A 12,636-nucleotide genomic window follows, 5' to 3' on the forward strand; every position below is an offset into this window, starting at 1 on the left:
CCCATGCCCCGCCCCATGCGCCTGAACAAAGCCACCCTCGCCACCCTCCCCGCCGCCGTCGCCCGGCCCGCTTATGACCTCGATGCGGTGTCGACCGGCATCGTCCATCTGGGGGTGGGCGCGTTCCATCGGGCCCATCAGGCTTTTTATGTGGACGACCTCCTGGCGCTGGGGCACACCGACTGGGCCATTTGCGGCGCCAGCCTGCGCAGCCCCGACACGTCGGAGGCCCTCGATCCGCAGGACGGGCTCTATACCCTGGCCGTGCGCTCCGGCGCGGGGACGGACCTGCGGGTGATCGGATCGCTGCGCCGCCTCCTGGTGGGCGCGCGCGATCCCGAGGCGCTCATCGCCGCCATGGCGGACCCGAAGGTGCGCATCGTCACCCTCACCGTGACCGAAAAAGGCTATTGCCACGACCCGGCCACGGGCCGCCTGGACGAAGCCCATGCGGACATCATCGCCGACCTCGCCACGCCCGAGCGGCCCCGCTCCGTGCCCGGCTTCCTGGTGGAGGCGCTGCTGCGGCGCAGGGCGGCGGGCATCGCGCCCTTCACCGTGCTGTGCTGCGACAACCTGCCGGCCAATGGCCGCACGGTCGCCCGCGTGGTGCACCGCTTCGCCGAACTGGTGGACGCGGATCTCGCCGCCTTCATCGCCGCCGAGGTGGCCTTCCCCTGCACCATGGTGGACCGCATCGTCCCCGCCACCACCGATGCCGACCGGGCCGACGTGGCGCGCGCGCTGGGAGTCGAGGATGCCTGGCCGGTCATGGCCGAGCCGTTCAGCCAATGGGTGATCGAGGACCGCTTCCCCGCCGGCCGCCCGCCCTTCGAGGCGGTGGGCGCGCAGATGGTGGAGGACGTGGTGCCGTTCGAGCACATGAAGCTGCGCCTGCTCAACGGCGCCCATTCCACCCTGGCCTATCTCGGCTATCTGGCCGGGCACGAGACCATCTCGGACACCATGTCCGACCCCGCCTTCGCCCGGCTGGTGGAACGCCTCCAGGACGAGGAAGTGCTGCCCACGGTCCATGTGCCCGGCGTCGACCTGCCCGCTTATACCCGCGCGCTAAGGGAGCGCTTCTCCAACCCGGCGCTGCGCCACCGCACCTGGCAGATCGCCATGGACGGCTCGCAGAAGCTGCCCCAGCGCCTCTTGGAGACCATTCGCGACCGCCTGGCGGCGGGGGCGTCCATCGACCTGCTGGCGCTCGGGGTGGCCGGCTGGATGCGCTATGTCACCGGCCGCGACGAAAAGGGCGGCGCCATCGACGTGCGCGACCCCCATGCCGCCCGACTCAGGGCGCTGGCCGATGACGCCGGCCTGGATGCGGAGCGCCTCGTGGAGGCGCTGCTCGGCGTGCGCGAGGTGTTCGGCACCGATTTGCCCGCCGATCCCCGCCTACGCGCGGCGCTGGTGCGGGCGCTCGGCGCGCTGCTGAAGGACGGCGCGGCGGCCACGGTGGCGGCCGCCTGAGGCAATCCCGGCGCAAGGTCCCCTCCCTAGGCTGCACGCGAGCCTGTGCCAGGAGAGGACCAAGAGATGTGGGGACGCCCCCTTGCGCAGCCGATGCGCCAGCCCGACGCCGACCCGACACCGCCCCCCACTGCGTCCCTCCCCGCCCCGCCCGCGCAGGAGCGGGCGGATGACCGCCATCTGGTGGACCTGATCGAAGCCGACATCCGCCGCGCCCGCGCGCGCCTCTCTGAGAGCGCCACCGCCATGTCGGGGGCCTGCGATGCGGGCGCCCGGGACATGACCCTCATCGGGCGAGAGTCCGACCAGCTGGCGGGCCAGACCGATCAGGCCCGCGCCAGCGCGCTCGGCCTCACCGAGGCGCTGGAGGCCTTCGCCGGCACCAATTCGGCCATCGGCCGGCAAGCCCGCACCTCCGACGAATTGGCCACCCGCGCGGGCACCGCCGCCGGCGAGGCCCATACCGCCGTGGATGAGCTGCGCAGCGCCATCGCCGAGATCAAGGCTGTGGTGGCGCTCATTTCCGACATTGCCGGCCAGACCAACCTGCTCGCCCTCAACGCTTCCATCGAAGCCGCCCGCGCGGGCGCCGCCGGTGCGGGCTTCGCGGTGGTGGCGAGCGAGGTGAAGGCGCTGGCGGGCGAGACCCGCAAGGCGACGGTGGAAATCTCCGCCAAGATCGAGCGCCTGATCGGCGCCGCCCACACCTGCACCGATGCGGTCGGCCGTGTCATCGATTCCGTCAGCGAGATCCGCCCCGTGGCCTCCTCGGTGGCGGAAGCGGTGGCGGGGCAGGCGCGGACGGTCGCCGATATCGGCAGCGCCGCCGGCCAAGCCCGTGCCTTCGCCGAGGCGGTGGACGAAGGCGCCCGGCGCATCCGCGATGCCGCGCTCGCCGCGCAGGCGTCCCAGGCCGCCATCGGCGAGAGCGCCGCCGCCATGTCCCAGGGCACGGACGAGATGTCCCGCCAGCTCCTTACCGTGCTGCGCCAGACCCCCATGGGCAATCGCCGCCGCCATCCCCGCTGGCCGGTGGAAATGACGGGCGCCCTGCGCCTTGTCTCCGGCACCCGTGGTGCCCGCACCTTCGACCTGTCCCTTGGCGGTGCGTTGGTGACCCTGGAAGGCACTCCGCCCGCCATGGGGGAGGCCGGCGCGCTGGAACTGGCCGGCCTGCCGCCCTTGCCCTGTCGGGTGGTGGGGCTGAGCCCGCTCGGCTGCCACCTCGCCTTCGATGCGGCCGGCGCCCCGCCCCTGGCGGCAAAGCTCGCGGAACTGGCGGCACGCTATGGCGATGTGGTGGAGCGCGCGGAGCGCGGCGCCGCGACCGTCGCCCGCCTCATGGAAGCCGCGCTGGCGGAGCGGGCGCTGACCCTCGACGATCTCTTCGACACCGCCTATCGCCCCCTGCCCGGCACCGACCCGGTGCAATATGAGACCCGTGCGCTGAAGGAATTGGAGCGGCGCCTCGCGGCGGCCCAGGAGGCCATTGCCGGCGAGGACCCCTCCATGACCTTTGCGGCGGCGGTGGACATCAATGGCTACCTGCCGGTGCACAATGCCCGCTACGCCAAGCCCCAGCGGCCCGGGGACCGGGCCTGGAACATGGGCAACAGCCGCAACCGCCGCATCTTCGACGACCGGGCGGGCCTGCTGGCCGCGCGCAATCTCCAGCCCCACTTGATCCAGGTCTATGCCCGTGACCTCGGTGACAAGGTTGTGCGCATGCGGGAAGTGGACGCCCCCATCTTCGTGGCCGGCCGCCACTGGGGCGGGTTCCGCACCGCCTATATGCTGTAGGGCCTGGCGCCCGCAGGCGCCGGATGGCGCGGCACCCCTTGCGCCTGAGCGAGCGGGACGCCCCCGGAGCACCATGGCGCGCGAGGCCGCAGGCCGCAGGCGATCCGTCTTGCCCATCGGTTTTCAGCCCCTATGGTGACCCTCGACCTCGGCCATGGGGCCGATCGTCAAATGGGGGCTACCATGCGTTTCATTCCCGGCCTTGTGGCCGCTGCCGTGCTTCTCGCCAGTCCCGCCGCCTTCGCCCAAGCCGCCAAGACCGGCTGGTGGATCCGCATCGATCCTGTCGCCACCCGTTCGGACACGCTCGAGCTGATGGCCGGTCCCGACAAGCACACCCTTTCGCCCTGGATGACCTGGAAGAAGGGCGATGCCACCGAGTTCGACCTGCCGGAGGCCCTGCGCGCGAGCCCAGTGCTGGCCGTGCGGGCGAAGACCCATCCCTTCGATGCCGATGCCAGCTTCTGCGTCTTTTATGCCGGCCAGGGCATCGAGGACTTCCATTTCGACGGCATCGAATCCGAGACCATGCGCCAGACCGACCACGAATCGCGCTGCCGCTGACCGCGCGCCCGCGGGCCCGCGGGCCGGGGGGGCCGGCCCGCATCCGCGTTCAGGCCGAGACGGCCCGCCCCGCCTTGCCGCCGCACAGGGTGGCCGCAAGGCTTTCCGCATGACCCTTCCAGGTGGGCAAGTCGAGGCTGGCGATCTCGGTCCGCAGGCGGGCGGCTTCCGCGTCATCCAGCAGGCGCACAAGGGCGGCGCGCACGCTCTCCACGTCCACCTCCTGGAGCCGCACCTGCCCGAGGGCGGGAAGACCGGCGGTGGCGGGGATGCGCTCGGACACCATGACGGGCACCCCCAGCGCCAGGGATTCCACCGGCGGCAGGCCATAGCCCTCCGCATCGGAACAGAACAGCGTCGCCCGCGCGCCGGTCACGATGTCCCGCACGCGGGCATCGGAGGCGTCCGAGAGCCAGTGAAAGCCGCGCCGCCGCTGGGACAGGTCTGCCATCCGGGCCTGGAGCGCATCGGTCTGCCAGCCGGCGCGGCCGGCAAGGACCAGATCGAAATCCTCCCCTTCCTCCCACAGGCCCTCGCAGGCCTCCAACAGGATGTGGTGGCGCTTGCGCGGCTCGATGGTGCCGATGGCGGCGAAGGTGCGGTTCTGCGCCTCGAACGGCGGGGCCGCGCGCCCGAGGCCGTCGGCGCCGAGCGGATGGACGAACATGCCCGCTTCGCCCCGCCGCAGGATGCGCCGGGCAAAATCATCCCGCGACATGGCGGAGATGAAATGCAGATAGGGCACGCGGCGCACCGCATGCAGGTAGGACATGGTATTGCCCACATTGTCCCGCGAGAACAAATCGGGCCGCAGCCAGGGCAAGGCGTCGTAGATCACGAAATGCACGTCCACCGCCCCCGCCGCGCACAGCCGCTCATAGAAGCGGGCGCGGGCCGGATCGTAGAACACCTCGGGATTGAACACCGCGCGGGCGCCGGCGAGCGCCTCCTTGCTGAGCGCCTGCGCGGTCTTCAGCAGCGGACCCATGGCCGCGCGGCCCGCGCCGAGGTCGGCCCCGGTCTCGAAATGGGCGGTCATGGCCGCAGGGAAGCCCGCGGGGAGCAATTGGAACCCCGCCCCGTCCGGGGCGAGCACCACGGGCGCGAGGGGCGGAGCCTCCTTCGGCCAGTGGCGCAGGATCTCGAACACCACCCGCTGGATGCCCGTGCGCAGGGGATTGCGGGCAAACTCGGTAACATCGTAAAGAATTGCACCATTCAAGGTGGCCATGCCCGCCTCACCCCTGGGACCGCGCGGGCAAAAGCCAACGTACAGTCCGCGCCTGCCCTGTTGATAGACTGATTTGGGCGGCTCCGAAACGGCCGCCTGGGGCCCTTGTCTTCGCGCCTGCACACAGCTGGAGCGGCGCCGCACATCCAAGTGGGCAGCGCAGCACCTGCCATGCTATGCACCCTCAGGATTGCTTCGCCTCGGGCGGGGATGCGCCGACAGGGGGGTCGGGGCCTCCCCGAGCGTGGCAACCAGCCGCCGTTCGGAAGGACCCCCTGGCGATGCCGCCCGTGATCGTGTTCGACGCACGCTGCCTGCAGGACCCCGCCTTCCGGCACCGGGGCGTGGGCCAGCATGCGGCGGTGATGATCCGTGGCGCCCGGCCCCATTTCGGGCCGCAGACGCCGCGCCTCGTCGCCATGGTGAGCCCCCATTTGCCCGACCTCCTGCCAGAGTTCGAGGAGCTGTTCGACAAGGTGGGGCAGGACCTGGCCGATCTCGACGCGCCCGGCGGCTGGTTCGTGCAGCTCTCCCCGCTCACCCATTCCCCCCTGCCGCTGGCCGGCGTGCTGCGCCGTCCCGACCTCCTGAAGGCGTCCCTTTTCTACGACGCCATCCCCTTCCTCTATCCCGACAGCTATCTGAGGCGCCCGAAGGACCGGCTGGACTATCTCACCAATACGCTCTGGCTCGGCAAGTACGACACCTTCCACGCGATCTCCCACTGTGCGCGGGACCAGTTGCACAAATTGCTGCGGCGGGACGACCTTGCCTCCTTCGTCACGGGCGTCGGCATCCGCGAGGCGCTGATCGCGCGCGCGCCGCCTCTGCCGCGCGCAGCGCGGTCGGGCCTTCTGGTGGCGGCCGGGGTGGACTGGCGCAAGAATGTGGATGTGGCGGTGTGCGCCCATGCCCGCAGCGCCCTCATGCGCGCCGAGCGCATCCCCCTGCGCCTGTTCGGCGGCACCGATCCCGACACCCGCGACCGGCTGCGGGCCCTGCACCAGGCGGAAGGCGGCGGCGCGGACGTGCTGGAATTCAAGAGCCATCTGTCCGACGAGGATCTGCTCCACCTCTATCGAAGCTCCATCGTCAGCATCAATCCCTCCTTCAGCGAGGGCTTCTCCATTCCGGTGATCGAGGCGAGCGCGTCCGGCACGCCGCTGCTGGCCTCCGACATCGACGCCCATCGCGAGCTGGTGCGGGACGCGCAGTACCGGTTCGATCCCAAGGATGCGGACGATCTGGCGGCGCGCCTGGAGGCGCTGGTGGGCGATGCGGAGGCCTGGCAGGGGGCGCAGGCGGCGCAGGCGGACATCTGGCGGGGCTTCCTGCCCCAGGACGTGGCCGCCCGCTTCTGGCACGACGTGTCCGCCGCCGCGGCCCGACGCGCCGCGCCCTCCATGGCGCGCCTGCAGCGCGGGGCGCGGCCCGTCCTCAGCGTGATCGCGCCCATGCCCCCCACCCTGTCGGGGGTGGCGGACTATACGCTGCGCTGCCTGGAGGACCTCACCCAGCGCGCCGACGTGCGCCTGTTCACCGATTCCCCGCCCGGCCCGCGCCCGGCCCTTCTGTCGGAGGAACCCATCACCGCCCGGGCCTTCACCGCCTTCGACGCCGATGCGGTGGTCTCGGTGATGGGCAATTCCCATTTCCACCTCAAGGCCTTCCGCCTGCTGATGGAATATGGGGGCGACTGCATCTCCCACGACGTTCGGATGCTCGACTTCTACATGCACCTCGTCGGGGTGGAGCGCGCGCGCGCGGTGGCGGAGCGCGAGCTCAAGCGGCCGGTGACGGAACAGATGGTGCAGGAATGGTGCGCCGACCCTGCCCTGCTCCCGGTGCCGCTTCTGTCCGAAATGGCGCTGCGCGCGGGGCGCTTCTTCGTTCATTCGCGCCTCACCCGCGACCTGGTGCACGCCGCCTGCGGGAAGTCGGCCATCGCCTTGCCCTTCGCCCACTATTCCACCTTCGCGCTGGACCGCCTGGCGCCCGCCGCCCGCCTGGCGGCCCGCGCGCGGCTGGGATGCGCGCCGGACGATCTGCTGGTCACCACCTTCGGCTACCTGACCCACGACAAGGCCCTGCCGCTCCTGGTATGGGCGTGCGATGTGCTCGCCTCCTGGGGATTCAAGGCGAAGCTCGCCTTCTGCGGCAGCGATGCGGGGCAGCTCCGGGACCCGCTCTCACGCCTCGCCCGGGAGCTGGACCTGGAGGACCGCGTCATCTTCCACGACAAGCCGGTGTCGAAGGCCACCTATGAGGATTACCTGGCCGCCTCCGACGCGGCGGTGCAATTGCGCACCTATCAGCTGGGCTCGCTGTCGGGCGCCATCGGCGATTGCATCGGGGCGGCCTTGCCCACCATCGCCAATGTGCATCTGGCCGACGCCATGGATGCGCCTGACTTCGTGCGCCGGGTGCCGGACCACCTGTCCGCGGTTCTGATCGCCGAGCAGCTGGCGCAGATCCTCGCCGCCGGCCCGCTGGCCCCGCGCCCCCTTGCGGCCGCGCAGGACTATCGCGACGCGCACGCCTTCGTGCGCTACAACACGATGCTGCTGGAGCATCTGGACCTGGCCCCCGTGGCCGCGCCGCGCCGCCCCGCCATCCTGACCACATGACGCTGCGGCGTCGCGGGCTGGCGGACCGGAACGCAAGACCTTGGGAAGGGGCACATGAAGCGGGCACTCATCACCGGCGTCACCGGCCAGGACGGCGCCTTCCTCTCCCAGCTTCTGCTGCAACAGGGCTACGAGGTGTATGGCCTCGTGCGGCGGTCCTCCTCCAGCGAGGTGTCGGACGGGCGCATGCGCCGGCTCGGCATCGCCGAGGACGTGCATTATGTGGACGGCACCATCACCGACCTGTCCGCCCTGCTGCGCATCTTCCGCGAATTGAAGCCGGATGAGGTCTATAACCTCGCCGCCCAGTCCATCGTGCGCACCTCCTGGCAGGAGCCGCTGCTCACCGGCACGGTGACCGGCCTCGGCTGCGCCAACGTATTGGAGGCGGTGCGCCTGGAATGCCCGGAGGCCCGCTTCTACCAGGCCTCCTCATCGGAGATGTTCGGCATCACCGAGAGCCGGGTGCAGTCGGAGACGACGCCTTTCCACCCCCGCTCGCCTTATGCGGCGGCGAAAGCCTATGCCCACTGGATGACGGTGAACTACAGGGAGAGCTTCGGCCTCCACGCCTCCAGCGGCATCCTGTTCAATCACGAATCGCCCTTGCGCGGCCTCGACTTCGTGACCCGCAAGGTCACCCACGGCGTGGCCCGCATCAAGCTCGGCCAGACCCGCGAATTGCGGCTCGGCAATATCGAGGCGCGGCGCGACTGGGGCCATGCGCGCGACCATGTGCGCGCCATGTGGCTGATGCTCCAGCAGCCCAAGGGCGACGATTATGTGGTGGCCACCGGCCGCTCGGTGAGCGTGCGCGACATGTGCCACATCGCCTTCTCCCATGCCGGCCTGAGGCTGGAGGACCACCTGGTCATCGACCCCTCCCTCTACCGGCCCGCCGACGTGCCGGAGCTGATCGGCGATCCCAGCAAGGCCAAGCGCGTGCTCGGCTGGGAGGCGGTCATCGGCCTGGAGGAGATGATCTGCGAGATGGTGGACGAGGACCTCAAGCTCCTCGCCGAGGCGCACTAAGGCGCCTCTCCCACCCTCAGGTATTCTTGATGAGCAGCTAGCTTTTCTTGGTGAGGAGCTTTTTGGGCCGGCGCTGACGGGCGATGTCGAACAGCGAGAAGGTGCGGTTCACATAGTTGGTGACGCCGCTCATGCCGTTGATGTGGGCGCGCAGGTCCGGCGTCATCACCGCCTCCACGAGGCGCACGGGGCGGGCGGGGTCGGCGGTCTCGAAGCGCGCATAGAAGAGCGGCTCGCCGCGCTTGATGATGATGTCCTTCTTCGGCTCGTGCCACTCGAAGGCCCACATGAGCTGGCGCGGCCAGACCTCGATGGGGAAGCGCCCGCCAATGAGCAGGCCCGGCAGCTGGGTCTCGCGATAATGGTTATAGGGCGGCAGCTGGTTGATATAGACCGGCTCGTCGGAGACGAACACATAAGGCGTGATGAGCTGGATCACCGGCCGCTGGGGATGCCGCCACTCCTTGGGGGAGACGATGGTGATCATCTGAGCCAGATGCTTGGGCCGGATGGTGGACTGGTCGCCCGACACATTGATGAGGGTGGGCGCCTTGGTCTTCTCGTCCAGCGCGAAGCGCAGATGCATGTCGATGGGGGAGACCACCTCGAACTGGCGGGCGTCATGGTCGATCACCGCCGGGCAGAAGCGGACCGACTTGGCATGGCGCATGCCGGTCTCCTCGCGCTGGAGCTTGCGGGGCGCCTCCCAGATGAAGGTGCCCTTCTCCGCATCCAGCAGCCAGCCGATCTCGACCACGCGGCTCGGAAGGGTGACGTTGCGACCGAACAGCTTCATGCCTTGTCCTGCTCCGTGCCGCGGGGGCGGCCTGCCCTCGCCTTGAGCGCGACCTGCTCAGTCCGACCTGAGCGGCTCGCCCTCCGTGTGTGGAAAGAGACGGTTTCGCCGATCACACAGGATCGCATGACAATCCCGTGGGCCCGGATCCGGCTCTTGCCTGCGCCGTCCCCTGTTTAGAGCAGATGGGTGTGGTTTTGCAGCGCAAATCCGCGCAGGGCGCGGCGCAGCGTGCCGACGGGGTCTGCCGTTGCGCGACGTGGCAGGGGCGGAAAAATTGGGCTATGGGGGGCATCGGCTGATAGCGGCGAGGAGCCTGCCGGGTGACGCAGCATATGGTGAACGCGCACAAGATGGACAACCTGGCGGGCCAGCAGTCCGGTGCCAAGGCCCCGCCACAGGGTGCGGCCGGCCCGGCCGCCGGCGCCAAGGGGAAAGGCGCCAGCGTCCAGAAGAAGAAAAAAGGCCAGATGGACGTCGCCGCCGCGCTCAAGATCAGCGGAGGCATCATCGCCTGCGTGGCGCTGCCCGTGGTGGTGGGCGAAGTCCTCCACGCCGTCTTCCACGTGCATAAGGGCGACACGCTCATCGTCACCGTGGCGCTCTATCCGGTCTTCATCATCGTGATCGCCTGGTTCTTCATTCGCGCGCTGTTCAAGCCGGTGTCCAATCCCGATGCCGCGCGCGCGCCGCTTCCGCCCGAGGCCGCCGACCATGGCACACGCGACGACGGCTCGGCGCTCATATGAGGCGACGTGGCCCGGCCTTTACCGGGCGGGCGCGGAGATGGCGGCGATGAGGCTGGCGCAGGTCTGGTCCCAGGTCCGCAGCGTGGCGGCCTTGATCCCGGCGGCCCGGCTCTCGCGATAGGCGGCATCGAACGTCATGCGCCGCACGGCCGCATGCAGTGCCGCTGTATCCGAGGGGTCCACATAGTCGCACAGATCGCCGCCCACTTCCGGCAAGGAGGAGGCATTGGACGCGACGCACGGCTTGCCGAACCATAAGCTCTCGCCCACCGGCAGGCCCCAGCCTTCCATGAAGCTCGGAAACACGGTGAACAGGCAGGTCTCATAGAGCCAGGCCAGTTCCCCGTCCCTGAGCCCGCTCAGCCATACCGCCCGCCCGCCGCACCAGCCGGTGGCGGCGCCGAACTGCATGAAGGCCTTGTAGTGCTCGGCACTGCGGCCGGCGAAGACCAGCAGGGGCAGGTCAAAGGGGCGTTCCTGCGCCAGCGCGTTCCACACCTTCAGCAAGGCGAGGGAATTCTTGCGGTCCTCGATGGTGCCGACGCACAGCACGAAGCGCTCGCCCGACAGCCGCCGCACCCCTTCGCGCGCCTCCGGCCCGGTGCCGTTGGGGATCACCACTTTGAAGGCGGGGGTGGGGAATTCATGGGCCAGCGGCACCACAGTGGCGGGGGGCATGCTCAAGCCCTGCTCGCCGGCGAAGCGCCGCACATCGGCGAGCGTGGCGTTGGAATTGCACAGCAGCCGATCGGCAAGCGCCAGATAGCTGCGCAGATAGGCGAGGAATTTCGGCGCCACGCCGTCGCCCACGAACTTGTTGCCGTACCAGGGAATGAGATCGTGGACGAAGACCGAAAGCCGGATGCCCGGGCGGGCCGCCTTCTGGTGAGCGAAGAAGTCCGCATAGCCCTGGAAATTCCACACCGCCCCCAGCACCACCACATGGGCATTGGACGGCAGGTCGAGGGGGGCGAGGCGGTTCTGATAGCGCCTGTCCCACAGCGCCCGGATGTCGGTGCGGTAGACGTGCTCCAGATATTTGAGCACGTAGCGCGCGCCCTTGAAGCCCTGCAGGCGCTTGGTCTTGGGCAAGGAGAGGGAGAGCGAGCGCACCATCTCCTGGACCTTGGGCGCGCCCTCGTCCAGGAACCAGCCCAGGGGAAGCTCCACCACATCCTGCATCTGCGGCCGGAAGCAGATGGCGTGCACGCTGCCGGCGGGACGATTCGCCGCCGCCGCGCGGATCACCTCGATGGCGAAGCGCTGGATGCCGCTGGGCGTGGCGTTGCCGTGGAAATAATCCACCAGATCCGTGGTATCGAAGTAGAGATGCTCGACAATGGAAGGGGTCGCACTCCCGGCTGCGGGAAGGTCTTTCCCAGCAGTCTGGCCGCCTCGATCCATCGCATGCATGAAAACGTCCTCTGACCGTTTCACCGTCGCCTGCGCAGCGGCCACCCTGCGCAGGAGCCGGGTGGCCGGGCAGCACGCGCCCACCCCGAGGAGAAGCCTGCGCGACCGGCCCCTTGTGTGCACCACAACATGGCCGGCGCTCCAAGGCAAATGCCGCAGGCGCAGCGGGAGCGCAAGGGGCAAGGCGGCGGGAAAGCGGGATCGGCGCGCACCGATCCTGCCTGCCCTAAACCCATACCCCCGCAGGTCTCAGCGCACCCGCAGCGTGTCGCGGGCCCCGGCACCCAGCCACGCCTTGGCGAACCCCAGGTCGGTCTGGGTGAGGCCGTGGCCGGAGGGCACGACCTTGTGCTCCACCTCAGCCCCTGCCGCTTGCAGGGTGGCCGCGAGGCGGGCGGCATTGTCCGCCGGCACGATGGGATCGAGCGCACCGGACAGGATCAGCACCCGCTTGCCCGTCAGGTCGGCCAGGGGCGCCTCCTCCAGCGGCACCATGGCGCGCAGGAGGATGGCGCCCGACAGCACCTCGGGCCGGCGATAGAGCATGGCGGCCGCGATGTTGGCACCGTTGGAGAAGCCCACCGCGATGAGCGGCGCCAAGTCCTGGCGGGCAGCCACGGCGGCGACGAAATCCGCCAGTTCGTCGGCGCGGCGGCGCACATCCTCATGGTCGAACACGCCCTCGGCGCGGCGGGCGAAGAAGCGCGGCATGCCGTGCTCCAGCACCTTGCCGCGGGGCGAGAGCAAGGCGGCGCCCGGCGAGAGCGTGCGCCCCAGCGCCATGAGGTCGTTCTCGTCGCCGCCCGTGCCGTGCAGCAGGAGCAGCGGGGCGGGGCCTGGATGGGTGGCCGGCTCGAAGCGGTGGACGAAGGCCGCACCTGCCGGTGCGGCGTCGGTGACGATATGGTCGGTCATGATGCACCTCCTGCCGCGCCAGCCTCATGG

The 12,636-nt window shown here is 69.9% G+C and carries 10 protein-coding genes; 6 read left to right on the forward strand and 4 right to left on the reverse strand.

Features of this window, described 5'->3' with window-relative positions; all coding sequences use genetic code 11:
* Positions 1-3: 3 nt before the first annotated feature.
* The 3 genes from J5J86_RS11120 (at position 4) to J5J86_RS11130 (ending at position 3,843) form a co-directional block, all read left to right on the forward strand.
* Positions 4-1,479, forward strand: coding sequence for a mannitol dehydrogenase family protein (locus tag J5J86_RS11120; RefSeq protein WP_247658333.1), 1,476 nt, complete (start codon positions 4-6; stop codon positions 1,477-1,479).
* 66 nt (positions 1,480-1,545) lie between these two features.
* On the forward strand, positions 1,546-3,279 hold the full coding sequence (locus tag J5J86_RS11125) for a methyl-accepting chemotaxis protein (RefSeq protein WP_209104966.1): 1,734 nt from the start codon (positions 1,546-1,548) through the stop codon (positions 3,277-3,279).
* 183 nt (positions 3,280-3,462) lie between these two features.
* The gene (locus J5J86_RS11130; RefSeq protein ID WP_209104968.1) at positions 3,463-3,843 is read left to right on the forward strand and encodes a hypothetical protein; all 381 of its coding nucleotides are present in this window, start codon (positions 3,463-3,465) and stop codon (positions 3,841-3,843) included.
* Between the two features lie 49 nt (positions 3,844-3,892).
* On the opposite strand, the gene J5J86_RS11135 is transcribed toward J5J86_RS11130, so the two are convergent.
* Complete coding sequence (locus tag J5J86_RS11135) at positions 3,893-5,074, reverse strand: glycosyltransferase (protein WP_209104970.1); 1,182 nt, start codon at positions 5,072-5,074, stop codon at positions 3,893-3,895.
* 281 nt (positions 5,075-5,355) lie between these two features.
* On the opposite strand from J5J86_RS11135, the gene J5J86_RS11140 reads away from it, so the two are divergent.
* Both J5J86_RS11140 and J5J86_RS11145 read left to right on the forward strand, forming a co-directional pair.
* The gene (locus J5J86_RS11140; RefSeq protein ID WP_209104972.1) at positions 5,356-7,701 is read left to right on the forward strand and encodes a glycosyltransferase; all 2,346 of its coding nucleotides are present in this window, start codon (positions 5,356-5,358) and stop codon (positions 7,699-7,701) included.
* 54 nt (positions 7,702-7,755) lie between these two features.
* The gene (locus J5J86_RS11145) at positions 7,756-8,733 is read left to right on the forward strand and encodes a GDP-mannose 4,6-dehydratase (RefSeq protein WP_209104974.1); all 978 of its coding nucleotides are present in this window, start codon (positions 7,756-7,758) and stop codon (positions 8,731-8,733) included.
* Between the two features lie 37 nt (positions 8,734-8,770).
* On the opposite strand, the gene J5J86_RS11150 is transcribed toward J5J86_RS11145, so the two are convergent.
* Positions 8,771-9,529 carry a hypothetical protein gene (locus tag J5J86_RS11150; protein ID WP_209104976.1) on the reverse strand — a complete coding sequence of 253 codons (759 nt, stop codon included), beginning with the start codon at positions 9,527-9,529 and terminating at the stop codon, positions 8,771-8,773.
* A gap of 323 nt (positions 9,530-9,852) precedes the next feature.
* Between J5J86_RS11150 and J5J86_RS11155 the strand changes: the two genes are divergently transcribed.
* Positions 9,853-10,278, forward strand: coding sequence for a hypothetical protein (locus J5J86_RS11155; RefSeq protein ID WP_209104978.1), 426 nt, complete (start codon positions 9,853-9,855; stop codon positions 10,276-10,278).
* Between the two features lie 18 nt (positions 10,279-10,296).
* Here J5J86_RS11155 and J5J86_RS11160 read toward each other — a convergent pair whose 3' ends face one another.
* Both J5J86_RS11160 and J5J86_RS11165 read right to left on the reverse strand, forming a co-directional pair.
* Entirely contained in the window at positions 10,297-11,691 is a 1,395-nt protein-coding gene (locus J5J86_RS11160) for a glycosyltransferase family 4 protein (RefSeq protein ID WP_209104980.1), read from the reverse strand.
* Positions 11,692-11,940: 249 nt separating this feature from the next.
* Entirely contained in the window at positions 11,941-12,606 is a 666-nt protein-coding gene (locus J5J86_RS11165) for an alpha/beta hydrolase (RefSeq protein WP_209104982.1), read from the reverse strand.
* Between the last annotated feature and the right edge of the window lie 30 nt (positions 12,607-12,636).

The sequence above is a fragment of the Aquabacter sp. L1I39 genome (assembly GCF_017742835.1).
In the GTDB taxonomy this organism is placed as follows: domain Bacteria; phylum Pseudomonadota; class Alphaproteobacteria; order Rhizobiales; family Xanthobacteraceae; genus L1I39.

Coding starts and splice junctions, on each gene's coding strand:
- J5J86_RS11150 (WP_209104976.1), bottom strand. CDS start 9,529: ATGAAGCTGTTCGGTCGCAACGTCACCCTTCCGAGCCGCGTGGTCGAG.
- J5J86_RS11120 (WP_247658333.1), top strand. CDS start 4: ATGCCCCGCCCCATGCGCCTGAACAAAGCCACCCTCGCCACCCTCCCC.
- J5J86_RS11130 (WP_209104968.1), top strand. CDS start 3,463: ATGCGTTTCATTCCCGGCCTTGTGGCCGCTGCCGTGCTTCTCGCCAGT.
- J5J86_RS11160 (WP_209104980.1), bottom strand. CDS start 11,691: ATGCATGCGATGGATCGAGGCGGCCAGACTGCTGGGAAAGACCTTCCC.
- J5J86_RS11145 (WP_209104974.1), top strand. CDS start 7,756: ATGAAGCGGGCACTCATCACCGGCGTCACCGGCCAGGACGGCGCCTTC.
- J5J86_RS11165 (WP_209104982.1), bottom strand. CDS start 12,606: ATGACCGACCATATCGTCACCGACGCCGCACCGGCAGGTGCGGCCTTC.
- J5J86_RS11135 (WP_209104970.1), bottom strand. CDS start 5,074: ATGGCCACCTTGAATGGTGCAATTCTTTACGATGTTACCGAGTTTGCC.
- J5J86_RS11125 (WP_209104966.1), top strand. CDS start 1,546: ATGTGGGGACGCCCCCTTGCGCAGCCGATGCGCCAGCCCGACGCCGAC.
- J5J86_RS11140 (WP_209104972.1), top strand. CDS start 5,356: ATGCCGCCCGTGATCGTGTTCGACGCACGCTGCCTGCAGGACCCCGCC.